Source organism: Arthrobacter sp. Z5-13 (genome assembly GCF_056499105.1).
In genome coordinates this window covers 51,692-70,873 of record NZ_CP096460.1, presented here as the reverse complement: position 1 = coordinate 70,873, position 19,182 = coordinate 51,692, and the positions used below count along the sequence as shown (strand labels likewise).

The window sequence follows — 19,182 nt, the reverse complement described above, 5'->3', positions numbered from 1 at the left end:
GTGCGGATACCCCCTAGGGGTACTTGACCCTATACCCCCTCCGGGTATACCTTGGGCATATGAACGCACCTGAAGAAGCTGTCACGGGCCTCGCGGACGCGGAGCCTCAGCATCAACACGGGTACACCTCCAACAAGGACGCGTACCTGCGCCGGCTCAAGCGGATCGAAGGTCAGGTCCGCGGGATCGCGCGGATGGTTGACGAAGACAAGTACTGCATTGACATCCTGACCCAGGTTTCTGCCGTCACGAAGGCCTTGCACGCCGTCAGCCTGGGGCTGGTCGAGGAGCATATTGGCCATTGCGTCGTAGGTGCCGCTGGCGAGCCTGATGCTGCTTTGCGTGCAGAAGCCATCGAATTCAAGGTCAAGGAGGCCACGGATGCCATCGGGCGCCTGCTGCGGTAGCGGCAATCAAACCCATCACACCATCCGGCTGATGAATCACAGCACGCCGGCCGATTCCAACGAGAAGGACCCAACTATGAGCCCCGTTTCCACCATCGTTAACGTTTCCGGCATGACCTGCGGCCACTGTGTCTCGGCCGTAAGTGAGGAACTGGAGTCTTTGGAGGGCGTGGAAAACGTCGACGTCGACCTCAACGCCGGAGGCATCTCCACCGTCACCGTCACTTCGGACAGGGACCTTTCCGCATCGGAGATCGGTGAGGCCGTGGCGGAGGCCGGGTACCTGGTGGTGGCTACCGACGCCTGAGCACTTACTGCTCGCGTCACGCCCCACCACGCTTCCCGCCTTAACCACTGATTCCCGATCCCTGATCCCTGAGGACACATTGTGAGTAACGAGCAATTGCTGAACCAACCCGGAAGCCGGGTGATTGAACTTGATATCGAGGGGATGACCTGCGCATCCTGCGTCAGCCGGGTGGAACGGAAGCTCGGCAAGCTCGACGGCGTAGAGGCGTCAGTCAACCTGCCCCTGGAGTCCGCCCACGTCACAGTTCCAGCCGGAATCACAGACGAACAGATCACCTCAACAGTCGCAGCGGCAGGCTACAAGGCAAGCATCCGCCAGCCAACGGGTTCCCAGGGTGACAGCCGCGGAAGCGATACGCTCGGCGTGCTCGCTCGTCCCTCCCCAACGGCTCCCCTTAGAGGCACGATGCCGGAGACAGGCTCAGGGGAGCTGCCCACGAGCGGCGACGCCGGGCATATGCGGCAGCATGCGTCTAAGGGACGAACGACCGAGCATGCAGAGCATGTGACCGGTGGCGCCGCGGAAGCCCTTAGGCTCCGGTTAATCGTCGCAGCACTGCTGACGGTCCCGGTGTTTGTGGTTTCGATGTTCCCGGCTTTTCAGTTCGCCAACTGGGGCTGGGTAGTGGGCGTTCTTGCCCTGCCTGTTGTCAGCTGGGCAGCCTGGCCTTTCCACCGGGCTGCCGCTATCAACGCCCGCCACTTCGCCTCGACCATGGACACGCTGGTTTCCATCGGCGTGATTGCTGCCTATGCTTTCTCGGCCTGGCAACTGTTCATGGACCCACGTATGACAGAGCACGTGGGCATGGCAGAGATGGACTCCGGCGGGCTTTACTTCGAGGTGGCGTCGGTGGTTACCACCTTCCTGCTGCTCGGCAGGTACCTTGAAGCGAACGCGAAGCGAAAGGCCGGGGATGCCCTCCGGGCGCTGCTCAATCTCGGTGCTAAGGATGCAACAGTGCTGGAGGGCGGCGCCGAATACCGCCTTCCTGCAGATCGGCTCGTGGTGGGAGACGTCATTGTCGTCCGGCCGGGCGAGAAAATTGCCACTGACGGCGAGGTGATCGAAGGCCTGTCTGCCGTTGACGCTTCCCTGGTAACGGGCGAATCGGTGCCGGTTGAGGTGGCTCCGGGCAGCCTGGTCACGGGTGCCACAATCAACACGTCCGGCCGCCTGTTGGTGCGCGCCACCCGTGTGGGCTCCGAGACCACGTTGGCCCAGATGGGACGGCTGGTTTCCCAGGCACAGACAGGGAAAGCGCCGATCGCGCGCCTCGCGGACCGAATCAGCTCGGTGTTTGTACCCGTCGTCCTGGTCATTGCGGCTGTCACGTTTGCTCTGTGGCTGCTTGCTGCCGGCCCCCAAATCACAGACGCTGAGTTACGGGCAGCCTTTACGTCCGCCGTCGCGGTCTTGGTCATCGCATGCCCGTGTGCCCTCGGGCTCGCCACTCCGGTAGGACTGCTGACAGGTACAGGCCGTGGCGCGCAGCTGGGCATCCTTATCAGGGGCCCCCAAGTCCTCGAGGACACCCGAACTGTGGAAACCATCCTGCTGGACAAAACAGGAACTGTCACCACCGGCAAACTTGCCGTTGACTCGGTCCAGTCCTTCGGTGAGCACTCAGAGGCAAAAGTCCTGCTCCTTGCCGGGGCGGTGGAGGCCGCGTCAGAGCACCCGATCGCCCATGCCATCGCAGCCGCCGCGCGCTCCGCTGTTGGAGCCAGAAGCCGGGCCGAGGCTGCTGCCCTTCCAAAGGCTAACGACGACGGCCGGCTGCCCGCCGTCGAGCACTTCACCTCCGCTCCCGGCGGAGGAGTGCGGGGAACAGTTGACGGACACAAAGTGGTGGCAGGCCGCACCGGATGGCTCCAAGTGAACGGCATGCCTGTCAGTTCGGAGCAGACGGACGCCCTCAGGGCCGCAGAGGAGTCAGGCGCCACCGTTATCTGGGTGGCACTGGATGGCGAAGTGGCAGGCATCATCGCCCTGCGCGACACCATCAAACCTGGTTCCGCCCCGGCCATTGAACGGCTGCGGAACCTCGGCTTGCGCCCGGTTCTGTTGACCGGCGATAACGCAGCCGTGGCCGCACAGGTGGCTGCCGCCGTCGGAATTGATCCTGCCGACGTGTACGCAGGCGTTACGCCCGAAGGCAAAGTGGACGCCGTCCGCCAATTGCAGGCTGCCGGTGCAACGGTGGCCATGGCCGGCGATGGAGTGAATGACGCCGCTGCACTGGCACAGGCCGATCTTGGCATTGCCATGGGCTCGGGAACGGACGTCGCCATCGAGGCGGCAGATCTTACCGTGATGGGCAACGACCTTGGCCAGGTGGCCCAGGCCATCGAGCTCTCGCGCCGCACCTTGTCCACCATCAAAACAAACCTGTTTTGGGCGTTCTTCTACAATGCAGTGGGGATTCCGGTAGCCGCCCTGGGCCTTCTCAACCCCATGATCGCGGGCGCGGCCATGGCGGCCAGCTCAGTACTGGTGGTGGCTAACTCGCTGAGGCTGCGTCGCTTCGGTGCAGGAGATCGCCAGCGCAGATAAGGCCCACGCGTAGGGGATCAGGCGGTCCCGTAACGGACGGCTGCCTTTGCCCTGGCCTTGGCAGCCTCTTCGGCACGGTCCTTCGCCGGGGCATGCGTCACCAGGGCCTCGAGGAGGTGCTCAGTGATGTGGGCGATCTCGTGCACGGCCCGGTTGAACGCCTCCTCATTGGCTTTGGACGGCTTGGTGCTGCCACTGATCTTGCGAACATACTGGAGCGCAGCGGCCTGAACCTCATCTGGTGTGGCGTGCGGTTCAAAGTTATGCAGGGTCCTGATATTGCGGCACATAGGTCCATGCTAGGCTCTGGAACGCCTAGGATCGACCCCCCGAAGCCTCGTCCACACCCTCGCCACCGCCCAGATAACAGCTAACGCTGGCAAGGGATGGGGAGCAGTGTATGGGGAGCGGTGCCCATCGACACTTTTTGGGATGCGGGATAGTTTCTAGGTAATGGATCTTCCGGATCAGCCGGAGGCCGCTGGGGATGCCGATTGTTGAATCGAATCCGTTGACAAGAAGGAGATAATCATGGCTATTTGGGGTGCAGATGTACAGTCGCTGCGGGACTTGGGCAGCAAGCTGCAGCGGGGCTCAGAGGAGATCCAGCAGACGAAGTCCACGCTTACCGGCTTGGTCCAGAACGTCGACTGGAAGGGTCCCGACGCCGAGAATTTCAAGAATGACTGGAACGGCGAGCACACCGCCGCGCTGACCAAGGTCATCAACGCGCTCCAGGAGGCCGGTACCAAGGCCAAGAACAACGCCCAGGCTCAGGAAACCACTTCCAACGCCAACTAGGCTGCAAAAACACGATGGCCCGGATGCACAGCATCCGGGCCATCGTGTTGTCTGCCTACTTTTTTGCCGACGATTCTGGCAAAGGAGCGGTGCGGCAAAGGGGTTCGACGTCGTTCGCGTGGTCCAGAACCTGGGCAGCCACCGAGGGCTCCGCACCATGAGCCGCCAGGGCGCCGAGCCGAAGCTCGTCCAGCCGAACCAGAATCACTCCACCAACAATCAGTGCTCCGCCCAACAGCTGAATGGGACCCGGAAGTTCACCCAGCAGCAGCCACGCCCAGATGACGGCGAACAGCACTTCAGTCAGCGACACAAACGAAGCAACTTTTGAGCCCAGGGCACGGGCGGCCATTACGCCCGAAACGTAAGCCAGCACGGTGGCGAGAACCACCAATCCAGCCACCGACACCCACCAAGGCGTAATCCAGGGGCCGAGTTTGGTATCGGCGGTACTAAAGGTCATGGGCAAAAGCCCGGTCGCGGCCGCGAGCCACATCACTGCCGCACCCACCATCAGACCGCTGGACGCCAGGACAATGGGGGGCAGTGTGTCGTTCTCTTTGGCCGTGATGAAAAAGTAGATGGCAAGGCAAACAGCTGCAGCCAGCCCCCACAAAACCCCGATGAAGTCTATTTTCACGGCTCCGGTGAGGTCCAGGACGAGGACCAGTCCACCCAGGGAGAGCAGGGTTCCTGCAATCGTCAGAGGCCGCGGACGCCGGCGGCTGGCAACCCAGAGCCACAGCACGATCAGCACCGGCGCCAGGTATTCGAGCAGCAGGGCAACACCCACCGAGAGTCGTTCGACTGCGTTGAAGTAGAAGAGCTGGCAGGCGGCCACGCCTATCAAACCAAACAGGAGAATGGTGACCCAGTTGTCCTTCAGCTGATGCCAACGGCCATGAAGCGCCGGGATGGCCGGGATCGCGAGGATCAGGGCCGCTCCGGTGAGTCGTGCCGTCACAGCTGCGCCAGGAGTCCATCCCGTTTCAAGCAAAGCCTTGCCGAACGACCCTGAGATTCCAAAAACAGCGGAGGAAAACAACGCAACTCCCAAGCCGGAGGCCATAAAGCCCGTAGCTGCCCGTGGCAGGCGTGCGTCCCTTGCGGTGGGCGGGATGGAGTTGTTTGCGGCAGGCACGGACTGCCTCCTGTCAGGAGTAAAGTGGGGTAATGGTCATTACATTACGCTCAGCCAGAGTAAGGAGTCAAGGTGATCTTTGCCCCTGACACAGAGGTGGCTCTCCGCACTGTGGTCAACCTCATCAACAGTGCTGCCAACGGTGAGGAGCATCTGGCCACCGTGGAGCAGTTGGACGCCTTCCTTGAAGCCGAGGGGATCAGCGGTTTCAGGACCGGGGATGAGGCCGAACTGGACACCGTCCACGCACTCCGGACAGAACTGGCAGAGGTGTGGGAGGCAGACGAGGATACCGCCGTCGCCACCGCTAACCGGCTGCTTCGTGACGCCAAGGCCCTCCCCCAACTGATCAAACACGATGGCTGGGACTGGCACCTCCATGCAACCACCCGCGAAGCGCCACTGTCAGACAGGATGGGTACAGAGGCGGCAATGGCGTTGGTGGACATTATCCGCAGCAAGGAGATGGACAGGATGCTGGTATGCGCTGCCGAGGATTGCGATGCAGTGGTGCTGGACCTCAGCCGCAACCGCTCAAAGCGCTATTGCGATACCGGAAACTGCGCCAACCGGGCGCACGTTGCGGCCTATCGTGCCCGGCAAGCCGCAACATCCAGCTGACGGATCCGCAGGTCCAGGATGGCAGCGTTATAGACGGTCGGGCTCCGGCCCGTCACCTGATTCGGCGCCGGTGGCCCCTGCAGAGCCGTTCCCTGAACCGGCACGGTAGCCGCCGTGATCGCCTGATTTCTTGGAACTGAGATTCACTCCGGAGCCTTTACCCAGATGCTCGGCGTTGTCCTTGTAGCTCATCGAGAGCATGGCGGCGATCACAAGGGTAACGATGAAAGCGATACCGGCGCCCGTCAGGGCAAGATCAAAACGGGGCGAGCGTGAGCTTCCTCCGGAGGCGAAGATCAGGACAGCAACGAACGCCACCACAGCCCAGAACGCAGAGAACATCAGCGGTCCCTTCACCGAGGTCCGCAGGTTTCGCGGCTCTCCTGGTTTCTGGTCTGGCACGATGATTCCTCCACTGACTTGTCGTCACGTTCAACACAAAATTTTCTACACGAGGTAGAAGCCTGCTCCTAGTTTACGGCCTTTGCGGAAACAGCACGCGCATCGTAGCGGAGCGTCAGTCCCGCCAGAATCCACAGGACACCGGAAATAATGGCGCCACCTCCCGCGACCCCCAGCAGTGCGTGCGCCCCCAGGGAAATGAAGAATGGCAGGGCGATGGCGGTTCCCACTCCAATAACGCCCGAAATAGCCCAGTCCCGCCCTAGCGCATGCCGGCGATACCGGAGGCCCGCGTAAAGCTCAATCGCCCCCACCACCGTCAGTGCCAGTGCGGCAAAGACCCCGAACATCAAGTCTTCGGGCAGGAACAGCAGAGCAACACCGGCCCCAATCATGATTGATGGACCGGCCGCCAGGAGCCGACCCGGCAGTTCAACCCGGCTGAAACCGGTTTTTTTGACCGACCACAGAAGTGCAAATCCCGTTGCCACCAGATACAGCCCTCCGGCCCAGGCAAGGACCAGCACGGATGGCTGGGTCCAAAAGATGGTCACCGCACCGAAAACCAGTGCGACACCTGCCCTCGTGAGAACCGGCTTCCAAAGGTCGGCCGACGGGGCAGGGGCAGCAGGCTCAGCAGGAGTTGCGGGTACAGTCACGCGTCCAGTTTAGTGCTGCCCGAAGAGCGCCCGGACCGAACGTGCCACCCATCCGTCAGTGCGATCCGAGGACCATCCACCGGTCTCCGCGGGCGCGCAGGGCAAGGGTCACAGCTCGGGCAATCATGTAGCCCAGCGCAAAGGCAGCCCAGAGCCAAACCAGCCCCGCCGCGCCGTCGGCCGGCCAGAACGCAACGGCCAGAAGCATCGGTACATAAAACACCAGATTGACGACGCCGGCAATAGCCAGGTACTTCGCATCGCCGGCGCCGATGAGAACACCATCAAGAACGAAGACGTACCCCGCCAGTGGCTGTCCCAGGGCAAGGACCCACAAAGCGAGCATCAGGGCTGAGCGGACATCTTCATCGGAAGTGAACAAGGCGCCTGCCCAGGGGGCCGCCACCGCCAGGAGGGCTCCGGTCAGGAATCCAAAGCCGACGCCCCACCGAACCATGGTTGCGGTGAGCTGTCGCGCTTTGGCTGCCCGGGCAGCGCCAAGCTCCTTCCCGATCAGGGCCTGTGCAGCGATGGCCAGGGCATCAAGTGCGAAGGCAAAAAACGTGAAAATGGTCATGGCCAATTGGTGTGCCGCAAGATTCACGGGCCCCTGGGCTGTGACAACCAGGACAGTCGCCAGGATGGCCACGCGAAGACTGAGGGTCCGCAACATCAACCAGGAACTGATGGTGGTCATGGCGCGAATACCACGCCAGCTGGGAAGCAGCGAGATCCCGTGCTCCCTCCCTTTCCTCTCCAGCTTCACGACATAAACGAGGGCCATGGCCCACTGGGCGATACTTGTTCCCAAGGCGGAGCCCATGACTGACAGGCCCGCGCCGTACACCAGCACAAGATTCAGGACAATGTTCAAACCGAACCCCGCGGTGGCCACAAGTAACGGCGTTCTGGTGTCCTGCAGGCCGCGCAGGACCCCGGTTCCCGCAAAGATGAGCAGCATGGCTACGAGTCCGGGCATGGACCAGCGGAGGTAGTCCACAGCGAAATCCAGGACTGCACCGCGGGCCCCCATCAGTTCCAGAACCGGTGTTGCGAAGACGGACCCCGCTGCAGCCAGGATGGTCCCGAGTCCAAGAGCGAGCCACACTCCGTCACGTCCTGCAGCCAACGCCTTGGGGAGTTTCCCGTCACCGATGGCCCTCGCCACCGCTGGAGTTGTGGAGTAGGCGAGAAAGACCATCAAACCCACGGCTGTGTGCAGAACTGCTGTGGCCAGTCCGACTCCCGCCAGCTCACCCACACCCAGGTGGCCGACAATGGCCGAGTCCGCGAGAAGGAACAACGGTTCAGCAATCAAAGCCCCGAACGCGGGCACTGCCAACCGTAAGATCTCACGGCGATGACCGGTGGTTGGCTCTGCCCGGTCAACTGAAGGAGTTTTTGGCACGGAATTCAGCGTACCGGCATGTTTTGCGCCACAGTTCACTACGATTTACTTGACACTTCAAGTATTGCTGCGGAAGACTCGGGTCCGAACCAACCGCTGGCCAATCGTCTACCAACTGACCCGCATGGCCCCTACGAAAACGGTGACAAGAATATGAACCAATCGAACATGACCACAACAGCCCTGACCGCCCTGCGCGTTATTGCAGGTTTTCTTTTTGCTGCCCATGGCTGGCAGAAGTTCAGTGAGTTCACCATCGCTGGAACCCAGGCTTCGTTCGCCAAAATGGGTGTTCCCGCTGCCGACCTTGCGGCTCCCGTTGTGGCCACCTTGGAACTGGTTGGCGGAATTGCCCTTATCCTTGGCGCTCTGACCCGCGTCTTCGCAGCCCTGCTTGCCCTTGACATGCTCGGTGCGCTCTTCCTGGTTCATGCCTCCGCGGGCATCTTTGCTGCTGCAGGCGGTTATGAGCTGGTACTGCTCCTGGCCACAGCCGCCGCTGCTGTTGCCCTTACCGGCGCGGGCAAGCTTTCTGTAGACAACGCCGCTTTCGGCAGGAGGACCGGCAAACTCAGCGTGCTCGCCTAAGCAACAAACGTTGAGCGCGGGCTGGCTTTGCCTGCGCGGGGGTTTACCCCCAGCTGCGGCTGAACGCCGACGGCGGTCCTGCCCCCTTTGGTGGCCGGGCCGCCGTCGCCACTTAAGTTGCCACGGTTCAACGCATCGCCACATCCTGCCCGCCTCCCCCGCTTATCAGGGGCGAACAAAAAGTCACAAGACTGACCAGAAAGTCTTGACTCTTGAAACGATCCACTGATAAACCTTGGTTCCAATGCATGGTGGTCCCTCACCACGCTGATGCCGCCGGTCTCCCCAAAACGCACCACCTTCACTCCTCAGCAGGGGATTGGAGGAGCTGTTGATTGAAACGTTCCATACCCGGACGACTGTGTGGCATATCCACGCGCCATCAAAGGAGATGTTCGTGCACCACCCTTCTCAAGATCCGCCCAGACAAGCCGGCATACGCCCCACCCGACACCGTCCTATACAGCCCGGCCCCGAAACGGTCCCCAGCACCTGTACCAACGGCGCGGGAAACGGCGCCAAGGTTCTCACCGCGGCCGCCGCAGCTGCAGCAATTGCGTTCACCGGCCTGCCAGCCGTCCACGCTGAAACAGGCCTTCCGCCAGCAGGCTCGGGATACCATTTCGACTTTGGCCCGGGGGCCGGGGAAGAGGGCTACACGCAGGTGGATGCCGCTCAGGCCTACAGCCCGGAGTTGAAATTTGGGTTTACCAACACCTCCGTCACAAGCGGCGAGGACCGTGGCACCCCCGATGCCCTGCGTTCCGATTTTGTGCAGGCTCAAGGCAGCAGTTTTCTGGTAGACCTCCCTAACGGGGACTACACGGTGAAGCTGATCGCCGGTGATGCTGTTGCCGCGACCAATATTGCAATTACGGCTGAAAAAATCGCCAAAGTACAGCTCACGGACAAAGCGGCCGGCCAGTTCCTCGAAATGGAATTCCCCATTTCCCTCGTTGACGGACAATTGAACCTGGACTTCACCGGAACCGCGGCCAAGATCAACTCGCTGGTCATCTCTGCCCGGGCACCACGCAGCGCCACTGCCGATCCTGGCGTCTACCTTGCCGGGGACTCAACTGTTCAGACCTACGACCCCGGCTTTGTACCCCAGGCCGGGTGGGGTCAGATGATCGGGCGTTACTTCGACGAGAAAATTGCGTTCCACAACCACGCCATCGGCGGCCGCAGCTCCAAAAACTTCATCACCCAGGGCCGCCTGGACGAGATCCTGAGAGTCATCAACCCCGGCGACTACCTGATGGTCCAGTTCGGCCATAATGATGCAACCGTAGGCGTGGATGACCGGTACGCCTCACCAGCTGACTACAAGGAATACCTGCGCACCTATGTCAGTGGGGCCCGGCAGCGCGGCGCGACTCCTGTGCTGGTGACACCGGTGGGCCGCCGTGACTTTGATGAGGCCACCGGCAAATTCAACGTCAGTTTCCCGGAGTACGTGCAAAAGATGAAGGAACTGGCCGCTGAGGAGAACGTTCCGCTGGTGGATCTGTCCTCCCTGAGCCGCGCCTACTATGACGAAATCGGCCCGGAAGCCACCAAATCCGTCTTTCTGCACGTCGACGCCGGGGTCTACCCGAACCGGCCCAACGGAACCGTGGACAATACCCACTTCCAGGAATACGGTGCGATCCATATCGGCCGTCTGGTAGCGGGTGGAGTCAAGGCACTGAGCCTTCCCCTTGCCTCGAGGGTCAAGGAAATCACGCCCCCTGACGCCGTTCCCGCCAAGCCCGTCGGCCTGGTCGCGGGGAGTGTTTCCAATGCAGGCGCCTTGCTCAAATGGCAGCCCACCGAAGGCGCTGACATATACAAGATCTACCGGAAACTGGCAGCAGAATCGGACTCGGCATACAAACTCGCCACCACCTCCACCGTTCCCACCACCAACCTTGCCGGGCTTGCTGAAGGTACCGCCTACACGGTTCGCGTAACGGCAACGAACGGAAAGGGAGATTCCGAGCCCAGTGACCCCTTGGCAGTCACCACCAAAGAGGCCAGATACCGCTTCGACTTCGGCCCCGTCGGTGCCCCGGTGGAACCGAACTACACCGAGGTAAACCGCACCATGGTTTACAGCAAGGAGCGTGGCTTCGGCTTCAAGGATCTCTCGGTTCTCTCGGACCGGGACCGCGGCAGCGTCACAACAGCACTGCTTCGCGATTTCGTGCTCAGCGGCAGCAGCTTCGAGTTCCAACTGGATGTCCCCAACGGCACCTACGCCCTGAAGACCTACCACAGCGACTGGATCGGCTCGACGCGCACGGACGTCGCCGTAGAGGGGAAGGGCTACGGCCAGGTTTCCTCCAGCCGGGCCTCTTCCGCCACAAAGATCATCAACCAGGTCCTCGTGAGCGACGGGCAGCTCAACCTGACCATCAGCGGGTCCGGCCAGAGGCTGAACGGACTCGAAGTCACACCCCTGCTCATCGGACCGACCAACCTGCGGGCAACTGGCATCGACGCGGCCGCCGAGCCTCCCGCCGTCGATCTGGCGTGGGATGCGTCAGGAGACGCAGCCAGCTACCGGGTTTTCCGGCAGGCATCCTACGAAAGCCAGCCGGTTCTGGTGGCTGAAAACGTGACAACACCCGGTTACAGGGACACCACAGCGTTCGCGGGGCTCCCGTACAAGTACCACGTCACCGCTGTTGACAGCACCGGCCTGGAGTCCGTTCCCTCGAACGTCGCGGACGTTTCCCTGACTGACCCGAACACGCCCGTACCGGCTGCACCTGCGAAGGTGGACGTGAAGGGTATAGAAAAGACCAGCGTGAGCCTGAAGTGGCAGAAAGTCACCGGCGCTGCCGCGTATCACGTCTACCGTTCGACGTCGGCGCAGGGCACCTTCAGCTTTGTGGGGCGTTCCAGCGAGGTGGACTTCACGGACAATACGGTGCTCACCACCATCAAGTACTACTACCGGGTATCAGCCATCAACAGGGGCGGGGAATCCGCTCTTTCGCCTGTCATCGGCACGGACAAGGTCACCATCGTGAACCGTCAGATGGAGACACTGGACCGGGCCCCTGTGGCAATGCTGACCGATCAGGGAGTACGGGTGGGCTGGCGAATGCTCGGCCGGGACCCCCAGAACATCGGTTTCCACGTGATCCGTGACGGCGTCCAGCTAACGGTTGATCCTGTCAAGGACAGCACCACATATCTGGATGCGGCAGGCACAGCGTCATCCAAATACGTCATCAAGGCAGTGGGCAACGGATCCGATCAGCTGACAGCGGAGTTCACACCCCTGACCCAGGACTATCTGGCCATCAAACTGGACAAGCCGGCCAACGATTACACCAAGGACGGCCAGCCCTACAGCTATTCGGCAGGCGATGCCACCGTGGCGGACCTGGACGGCGACGGCACGTACGAGGTCATCCAGATGTGGTCCCCGTCCAACTCCAAGGACAACTCCCAGGCAGGCTACACGGGCACTGTCTACATCGACGCCTACAAGATGGATGGCACCAAACTCTGGCGGATCAATATGGGACCCAACATCCGCGCCGGGGCGCACTACACGCAGCTGCTCGCTTACGACTTCGACAGCGACGGCAAGGCCGAAGTCGCAGTGAAGACGGCTGACGGAACCCGGGATGCCGCTGGAACGGTAATCGGTAACCCCAACGCTGATCACCGCAGCAGCGCCGGGTATGTCCTGACTGGCGACGAATTCCTGACCGTCTTCCACGGCCAGACCGGCACCGTCATGGACACGGTGAAGTACGACCCGCCGCGAGGTGACGTCGCAGCCTGGGGTGACGGCTACGGCAACAGGGTTGACCGCTTCCTGGGCGCCGTGGCTTACCTCGACGGCGAACGGCCCTCCATGATGTTCAGCCGCGGTTATTACACCCGCACTGTGCTGGCAACTTACGACCTCGTGAACGGCAAGATCGTCAAACGCTGGATTTTTGACTCCGACTCCGCAGGCTCGCAGTATGCGGGGCAAGGGAACCACAACCTGTCCGTGGCCGACGTGGACGCCGACGGCAAGGATGAGTTCGTCTTCGGTTCCATGACCATCGACGACGACGGCAAACCGCTGTACTCCACCCGCCTTGGCCACGGGGACGCCATCCACACCAGCGATCTGGACCCGTCCAGGCCTGGCTTGGAGACGTTTGCGGCTCACGAGGACATGGGAGCAAGTGGAAACCGCGGCGCCACATTCCGTGACTCAGCAACCGGTGAAGTGCTGTGGAGCATCCCGGCCACGAAGGATACGGGGCGGGCCGCAGCAGGGGACATCGATCCTCGCCATCCGGGCGCTGAAGGCTGGGCTATCGGCGGAGACGCTGCCTGGAACTCCCCTGTTGGGCAGTTGCGGTCTGCGAAGGGCGAGCTGCTCTCAGAGAAGATACCTGCCGCCAACTTCCTTGCCTGGTGGGACGGAGACCTGCTGCGTGAGATTGTGGACCACGACTGGAACGCGACCTCAAACAGCGGAACACCCACCATTGCGAAGTGGAACTGGGAGACCCAGGCGAGTGACAAGCTGCTCACGGCCGCCGGCGCAAAATCCAACAACAGCACCAAGGGAACCCCGGCCATCCAGGCCGATCTCCTCGGTGACTGGCGGGAAGAAATTGCCTGGGCGTCGTCGGACAGCACCGAACTGCGGATCTACACCACGTCCGCATCCACCGACGTCCGGCTCCGCACCCTGATGCATGATCCCCTTTACAGGCTCTCGGTTGCCAGGGAGAACATCTCCTACAACCAGCCTCCGCACCCGGGGTTCTTTATCGGCGTGGGCATGGAAACACCCGCCATGCCGGACATCACCTACACCGGAACCCGTTAACCGTTAACCCGTAATCCGGACACGAAAACAAGGGCTGCCCCACCAATATGGCGGGGCAGCCCTTTGTGTCAGAACGCGCTCGTGACGGAAGACCTTTGGGTCAGAAGCCGCCGCCGGCGTCGGCAGCCATGTTGGCAAACCGCGAATAGTGGCCTTGGAAGGCAACCACGATGTCCTTGGTGGGACCGTTACGGTGCTTAGCCACCAGGATGTCTGCTTCCCCTGCCCGCGGCGACTCTTTGTCATAAACGTCCTCGCGGTGAAGCAGGATCACCATGTCTGCATCCTGCTCGATGGATCCTGATTCACGCAGGTCCGAAACCATGGGCCGCTTGTCCTGCCGCTGTTCCGATCCACGGTTCAGCTGGGAGAGGGCAATCACCGGAACCTGAAGTTCCTTCGCCAGGAGTTTGAGCGCACGGGAGAATTCAGATACTTCCTGCTGGCGGGACTCCACTTTTTTGCCGGAACTCATGAGCTGGAGGTAGTCAAGGATCACCAGCTTGAGGTCATGCTGCTGCTTGAGGCGCCGGCACTTGGCCCGGATCTCCATGAGGGACATATTGGGGCTGTCGTCGATGAAAAGGGGAGCATCGTTCATCCGGCCCATAGTGGTGGCGATCTTGGACCACTGTTCGTCCTTGATGGTGCCCTTGCGGAGGTCCTGGAGGCCGATGGTCGCTTCGGCCGAGAGGAGCCTCATGGCGATTTCGTTCCGGCCCATTTCCAACGAGAACATCACGGTAGCCAAATTGTTCTTGATGGCTGCCGAACGCGCGAAGTCCAGGGCGAAGGTTGACTTACCCACGGCGGGGCGGGCAGCGATGACAATCATCTGGCCGGGGTGAAGGCCATGGGTCAGCTCATCGAGCTCATAGAAGCCTGTAGGGACGCCCACCATGCCTTCGCCGCGGTGACCCGACGCCTCGATTTCGTCAACCGTGGACTCCATGACGTCCTTGAGGACCACGTAGTCCTCGGCAGTCCGGCGTTCCGCCACCGCATAAACCTCGGCCTGGGCCTGGTTTACGAGGTCTTCAACCTCGCCGTCCTGGCCATAGCCGAGCTGCACGATCTTGGTGCCTGCGTTGACGAGGCGGCGCAGCACGGCCCGTTCGGCGACGATCTCGGCGTAGTAGCCGGCGTTCGCCGCGGTGGGAACCGTCTGGATGAGTTCGTGGAGGTATGCCGGGCCGCCGATGCGGTTGATCTCACCGCGTTTGGTCAGTTCATCGGATACCGTAACGGCGTCAGCGGGCTCGCCTCGGCCGTAGAGGTCGATCACTGCTTCATAGATGGTTTCGTGAGCGGGCCGGTAGAAGTCCTGGCCTCGGAGAATTTCGACGACGTCGGCGATGGCGTCCTTGGACAGCATCATGCCGCCGAGTACCGATTGCTCAGCAGGAATGTCCTGGGGTGGTTTGCGGCTGCCTTCCGCGCTCCGAGTGCCCTCGATTGAGTCCAGGTGCGTAACTGACAAAGCTGCCGTCCTCCGTAGTGCGCTGCGGGCACAAATTCCACACAGACGCGGGTAAACCATCTGCCCTTGGGTGCCATGTCTTCGCCACACCCGTGGGTTCCAAGCCAGTGGTATCAGCCCGCTACGACAGTTTTTCTATCCCGCCCTAGTGCGGTTATCCCCATTTGGCACAGAGTTATCCACAGAACAGCGCACAAAAAGCCAAAATAAGGCCTGCTGTAAGCCGTCCTTTGCATAGAAAGACACTTTTTGGCACCCAAAAATCCGGGTATTCCGCAACGGTAGTCTGCTGCGCGGAAAGCACCAAGCGGGGCTTTGTCCACGCCTGTGGATAACCTGTGGACTACTTGTTCCTCCTTGTGCACAGCCTGTGGGGGAAGCTGTGGAAACAAAAAATCTTTGCGTGGCCTTAGGCCTCTGACCTGGACAAACGTCAGGAGGACGGTGTGGATGAAAAGTTATTTAGACAAAGCTTCATCCACAGGTTGTACCTTGGCCTCTGGGGATAGCCAGCTGCGGGAACGCATAGAAGCGCCAAAACGGCAACCCGGAAGATGCCTTCAGGTCTGCTGCCGTTCATTTCTACAACTGTCGCGGCTCTTCCTTTATGCAAGCCGCGGAATATGCTGTGGATAACACGCATCTGGCATAAGCTCTAAATATGGGCGATGTACTGCAAGTCATACTGCCCGCCCTAATTGTGGCGGCAGTTCTATGGGGGCTCTCCACCGCCTTAAGGCCGCGGAACCCCGGCATGTCTGATGCCGAGCGTTATCAGTTGGAGCTGGCCATGCGCTCCCAGGCCCACTACGCCAAACAGGTTCAGGCAGCCGAGGCCGCAAGGGCACGTGTGGATGCTGCCACGCGGCCCAGCCAAAACGAGCAACAGCAGTCGCAGCAAAGGGAAAATGCGCGTGACAGGGCGCAGCATGTGCAAGCCTCAGGTGTTGGCGGCCATGGATATCTGGCTCCTGTTCTCCCCGGCGGCCAGCTGAATCCCCATTTCGAGCTCGAACTGCAAGCGCTGGCGCGGGGCGGTCACAAGTTGCAGGCCATCAAAATGCTGCGGGATGCCACTCGCTCAGACCTTAGAACCGCCAAGAATTACATAGATCGGCTGTAGTCCATGGAATCGCTAGTGATCCCCGTCGTTATTTTGCTCATCGTCGGAGCCGGCGTTCTGTTGGCCGCCCGCGCCTGGAACCGCAGGACCGCTAACGCCTCGAAGTCCCCTGGCCAGACCCCTGTGACCCAGGTGGAACTCGCGCGGGCGGCGGCGGCCAAGCTCACGGAGGATGAGCACCGCAGGCTTTACGCGCTCATCGCCCAGGGGCAGGCCATGGCGGCCATCAAGCTCTACTATGAAGCCGCTGGAGAGGGCCTGCGCGCCTCGCGGGACGCCGTGGGAGCGTTGGCCGCCCACCCGCAGCCTTTCCGCCCTCCCGCAGCCGAACAGCCGCCCAGGGACGAGGATGATGACACTCCGCAGCGCTTCGCCTACCGCTACCGGGCTATCGCCAGCAAAGGCGACGTCACTCGTGAAGTGAGCAGCAATATGCTCAACGACGAAATTTATGGCCGGATCCGGACCTTGGCAAAAAGCGGGGACACCGAGGGGGCTGCACTTGCCCTAACCCGCCACTCGGATATCACCATCAAACAGGCCCGGGAATTCATCGACCTCCTGGACGACTAGCTTTTAGAAGTCGAAGAGGTCTCCAAGCCAGCCTTCCTTTTTCTTGGGACGCCGGCGATCGTAGTCGCGGTCGTACCCTTTTCCATAGTTTCGGTCGTTCCCCCGGTCGTCGTAGCGCGGTTGCTCCGGCCGGCGCTCTGACCTCTCGTCCCTGCGGGGGTCCATGTTGTAGAGCGGTGGGGGGACGATGCCGGGCCCCGGCGCCATGGGAGCCGACGGTGGCACAGGAGCCTGCCCTGTTCCCATCTCAGCGGCGCGGTCGATGATCTTGTCCAGCTCCCCGCGGTCCAGCCACACACCACGGCACTGGGGACAGTAGTCAATCTCCACACCGCTGCGTTCGCTCATGATCAGGTCAATAGAATCCACAGGACACTTCATGTCCCCCACAACGATCGGCACCACGAATTAGTTCAGCGGAGGGCTCCGGTGGAAAGGATCCCTTGGCGCTACTGCGTCCGGCCCGCTGAGATCCCCGCCAGAAGCTGCTCAAACGGAAGAGACTCCAGATCCTGGGAGCGTACTCCTGATCTCCCAGCCGGACGTTCGGCGGTCAGCATTTCGGCGAACTCGGCCGCCGCCCGCTCCGTCCGGTCAGAAAGCGGTGACGCTCCGCCGTCGCTGTTTCCCCAATCCTGTGGGCCCGCGAAAACAGCAGTGGGTGCGATCCGGGTCCGCAGGTAGTTGAACAACGGGCGCATTGCGTAGTCCAGAACCATCTGATGGCGGTCGGAGCCGCCAGTGGCGCCCAGCAACACAGCTTTCCCCTCCAGGGTCCCGGGATCCACGATGTCCATAAAGGACTTGAAGAGGCCACTGTAGGAGGCGCTAAAGACGGGTGATACCGCAATGATGCCATCAGCAGCAGCAACTCCCGCCAAAACCTCTGCCAGGCGGGGCGCGGCATATCCCGTGACAAAGTTGTTGGCGATGTCCACGGCAAGATCCCGAAGTTCGACGACGTCCACTTCGGCCGTATAGCCCGCAGCACTCAGTTCCCGGCTGGCCGCAGCTGCCAACTGGTCAGCAAGCAGACGGCTCGACGACGGTACGCCAAGGCCGGCGGTGATTACGGTGATGTGGCGGGTCTCCACGGCTGTCTCCTGGAAGGATCGTTGGTCTACATGCATTTGCATCTATCTGAAGAACCGATGCCCTCAGCGGTTTATTCCGCAACCACCTAAGCCGTTTTTCCTCTCCGCGGGGCAGGTCATCAAGAGCACTTGCTGACAAGGCACCCAAGGTCTGAAAAACTGCCGTTATGGCTGAAAACAAGACCCAACCAACACCGGAGTCCGTTGAGGACTTCCTGGAGGGGGTCGAACACCCGGTCCGACGCAGGGACGGATTCCGTCTCCTTACCCTGATGAAGGAAAACACGGGAGAGACGCCGGTGATGTGGGGTCCCAGCATCGTAGGCTTCGGGAGCTACCACTACCGCTACAAAAGCGGCAGGGAGGGCGATACGGTGGCCGTTGGGTTCTCGCCTCGCAAGGGAAGCCTGTCCCTCTATGGGCTTACGTATGCTCCGGAGGCCTCCAGTCTGCTTCCCAAGCTGGGTAAGTACACCCTGGGTGCCGCCTGCCTGTACATCAACAGCCTCAGCGACATCGACGAGGACGTCCTGGTGGAGCTGATCCAGGCAGCCCACCGGCACAACACCACAGTGATGCACCAGTCCTGAACGTCGGACATGCCCGCACGGAGCGATAAAGCAAAGACCCCCGCGCCGGAACCCTGGGGGTTACGGAGCGGGGGTCTTCAGCAGTTCAGGACTGCAGAATCCAGCGGCTAGAAGCCGGAAGACTACTTGCCTGCGACTACGTCGAGTTCGATTACAGCAGCAACGTCGTCGTGGAGACGGACGTTCGCCTGGTAGGAACCAACCGACTTGATGTGTGCCGGCAGTTCAACCTTGCGCTTGTCAATGCGGCCAAGGCCAGCGGCCTCAACAGCATCTGCAACGTCGCCCTGCTTGACGGTGCCGAACAGGCGTCCGGTCTCGCCAGCCTTGACAACGAGCTTGACCGGCTTAGCGGACAGTGCCGCAGCCTGCTTCTGAGCATCTTCCAGGGAAGCGTGCTCGCGGGCGGCGCGGGCAGCCTTGATTGACTCAACCTGCTTCTCGCCACCCTTCGACCAGGTCAGGGCGAAGTTGCGGGGCAGCAGGTAGTTACGTGCGTAACCGTCCTTGACCTCGACAACGTCACCAGCAGCACCGAGACCGGTTACTTCGTGGGTCAGAATGAGCTTTGCCATTTTAGTTAATCCCTTTC

19 protein-coding genes are annotated in these 19,182 nt (G+C 61.4%); 10 read left to right on the top strand and 9 right to left on the bottom strand.

Annotation, left to right across the window (positions count from 1 at the left end):
- The first annotated feature begins 59 nt into the window (after positions 1 to 59).
- The 3 genes from M1E02_RS00315 to M1E02_RS00305 all read left to right on the top strand — a co-directional run bounded on the left by M1E02_RS00315 (position 60) and on the right by M1E02_RS00305 (position 3,273).
- The gene (locus tag M1E02_RS00315) at positions 60 to 407 is read left to right on the top strand and encodes a metal-sensitive transcriptional regulator (protein ID WP_479376192.1); all 348 of its coding nucleotides are present in this window, start codon (positions 60 to 62) and stop codon (positions 405 to 407) included.
- Positions 408 to 483: 76 nt separating this feature from the next.
- The gene (locus M1E02_RS00310) at positions 484 to 714 is read left to right on the top strand and encodes a heavy-metal-associated domain-containing protein (protein ID WP_479376191.1); all 231 of its coding nucleotides are present in this window, start codon (positions 484 to 486) and stop codon (positions 712 to 714) included.
- A gap of 81 nt (positions 715 to 795) precedes the next feature.
- A complete protein-coding gene (locus tag M1E02_RS00305) occupies positions 796 to 3,273 on the top strand; it encodes a heavy metal translocating P-type ATPase (protein WP_479376190.1) in 2,478 nt (825 codons plus the stop codon).
- 17 nt (positions 3,274 to 3,290) lie between these two features.
- On the opposite strand, the gene M1E02_RS00300 is transcribed toward M1E02_RS00305, so the two are convergent.
- Complete coding sequence (locus tag M1E02_RS00300) at positions 3,291 to 3,563, bottom strand: DUF2277 domain-containing protein (RefSeq protein ID WP_479376189.1); 273 nt, start codon at positions 3,561 to 3,563, stop codon at positions 3,291 to 3,293.
- 241 nt (positions 3,564 to 3,804) lie between these two features.
- On the opposite strand from M1E02_RS00300, the gene M1E02_RS00295 reads away from it, so the two are divergent.
- Positions 3,805 to 4,074 carry a WXG100 family type VII secretion target gene (locus M1E02_RS00295; RefSeq protein ID WP_479376188.1) on the top strand — a complete coding sequence of 90 codons (270 nt, stop codon included), beginning with the start codon at positions 3,805 to 3,807 and terminating at the stop codon, positions 4,072 to 4,074.
- A 55-nt stretch (positions 4,075 to 4,129) separates the two neighbouring features.
- Here M1E02_RS00295 and M1E02_RS00290 read toward each other — a convergent pair whose 3' ends face one another.
- Positions 4,130 to 5,215 (bottom strand): EamA family transporter, encoded by a 1,086-nt coding sequence (locus M1E02_RS00290; protein ID WP_479376187.1) that lies wholly within the window; start codon positions 5,213 to 5,215, stop codon positions 4,130 to 4,132.
- Positions 5,216 to 5,287: 72 nt separating this feature from the next.
- Here M1E02_RS00290 and M1E02_RS00285 point away from each other — a divergent pair, with 72 nt between their 5' ends.
- A complete protein-coding gene (locus tag M1E02_RS00285; protein WP_479376186.1) occupies positions 5,288 to 5,836 on the top strand; it encodes a CGNR zinc finger domain-containing protein in 549 nt (182 codons plus the stop codon).
- A 27-nt stretch (positions 5,837 to 5,863) separates the two neighbouring features.
- Here the strand turns inward: M1E02_RS00285 and M1E02_RS00280 are convergent, their stop codons facing one another.
- The 3 genes from M1E02_RS00280 to M1E02_RS00270 all read right to left on the bottom strand — a co-directional run bounded on the left by M1E02_RS00280 (position 5,864) and on the right by M1E02_RS00270 (position 8,305).
- Complete coding sequence (locus M1E02_RS00280) at positions 5,864 to 6,238, bottom strand: hypothetical protein (protein ID WP_479376185.1); 375 nt, start codon at positions 6,236 to 6,238, stop codon at positions 5,864 to 5,866.
- A gap of 68 nt (positions 6,239 to 6,306) precedes the next feature.
- Positions 6,307 to 6,897 (bottom strand): hypothetical protein, encoded by a 591-nt coding sequence (locus M1E02_RS00275; protein WP_479376184.1) that lies wholly within the window; start codon positions 6,895 to 6,897, stop codon positions 6,307 to 6,309.
- A 55-nt stretch (positions 6,898 to 6,952) separates the two neighbouring features.
- Positions 6,953 to 8,305, bottom strand: a complete 1,353-nt coding sequence (locus tag M1E02_RS00270; protein WP_479376183.1) for an MATE family efflux transporter — start codon at positions 8,303 to 8,305, stop codon at positions 6,953 to 6,955.
- Between the two features lie 153 nt (positions 8,306 to 8,458).
- On the opposite strand from M1E02_RS00270, the gene M1E02_RS00265 reads away from it, so the two are divergent.
- Positions 8,459 to 8,893, top strand: a complete 435-nt coding sequence (locus tag M1E02_RS00265) for a DoxX family protein (protein ID WP_479376182.1) — start codon at positions 8,459 to 8,461, stop codon at positions 8,891 to 8,893.
- Positions 8,894 to 9,290: 397 nt separating this feature from the next.
- Positions 9,291 to 13,730: a rhamnogalacturonan lyase family protein gene (locus M1E02_RS00260; protein ID WP_479376181.1), complete on the top strand. Its 4,440-nt coding sequence runs from the start codon at positions 9,291 to 9,293 to the stop codon at positions 13,728 to 13,730.
- Positions 13,731 to 13,830: 100 nt separating this feature from the next.
- Here the strand turns inward: M1E02_RS00260 and dnaB are convergent, their stop codons facing one another.
- A complete protein-coding gene (gene dnaB / locus M1E02_RS00255) occupies positions 13,831 to 15,210 on the bottom strand; it encodes a replicative DNA helicase (protein ID WP_479376180.1) in 1,380 nt (459 codons plus the stop codon).
- 661 nt (positions 15,211 to 15,871) lie between these two features.
- Here dnaB and M1E02_RS00250 point away from each other — a divergent pair.
- Together M1E02_RS00250 and M1E02_RS00245 are read left to right on the top strand one after the other, a co-directional pair.
- Positions 15,872 to 16,333 carry a hypothetical protein gene (locus M1E02_RS00250; RefSeq protein ID WP_479376179.1) on the top strand — a complete coding sequence of 154 codons (462 nt, stop codon included), beginning with the start codon at positions 15,872 to 15,874 and terminating at the stop codon, positions 16,331 to 16,333.
- Positions 16,334 to 16,336: 3 nt separating this feature from the next.
- Positions 16,337 to 16,906, top strand: coding sequence for a hypothetical protein (locus M1E02_RS00245; RefSeq protein ID WP_479376178.1), 570 nt, complete (start codon positions 16,337 to 16,339; stop codon positions 16,904 to 16,906).
- A 3-nt stretch (positions 16,907 to 16,909) separates the two neighbouring features.
- Here the strand turns inward: M1E02_RS00245 and M1E02_RS00240 are convergent, their stop codons facing one another.
- Both M1E02_RS00240 and M1E02_RS00235 read right to left on the bottom strand, forming a co-directional pair.
- Positions 16,910 to 17,275: a TFIIB-type zinc ribbon-containing protein gene (locus tag M1E02_RS00240; RefSeq protein ID WP_479376177.1), complete on the bottom strand. Its 366-nt coding sequence runs from the start codon at positions 17,273 to 17,275 to the stop codon at positions 16,910 to 16,912.
- Between the two features lie 80 nt (positions 17,276 to 17,355).
- The gene (locus M1E02_RS00235) at positions 17,356 to 18,000 is read right to left on the bottom strand and encodes an FMN reductase (protein ID WP_479378244.1); all 645 of its coding nucleotides are present in this window, start codon (positions 17,998 to 18,000) and stop codon (positions 17,356 to 17,358) included.
- A 167-nt stretch (positions 18,001 to 18,167) separates the two neighbouring features.
- On the opposite strand from M1E02_RS00235, the gene M1E02_RS00230 reads away from it, so the two are divergent.
- Positions 18,168 to 18,590 carry a DUF1801 domain-containing protein gene (locus M1E02_RS00230; RefSeq protein ID WP_479376176.1) on the top strand — a complete coding sequence of 141 codons (423 nt, stop codon included), beginning with the start codon at positions 18,168 to 18,170 and terminating at the stop codon, positions 18,588 to 18,590.
- Positions 18,591 to 18,712: 122 nt separating this feature from the next.
- Here the strand turns inward: M1E02_RS00230 and rplI are convergent, their stop codons facing one another.
- Complete coding sequence (gene rplI, locus M1E02_RS00225; RefSeq protein ID WP_050057159.1) at positions 18,713 to 19,165, bottom strand: 50S ribosomal protein L9; 453 nt, start codon at positions 19,163 to 19,165, stop codon at positions 18,713 to 18,715.
- Positions 19,166 to 19,182 lie beyond the last annotated feature (17 nt).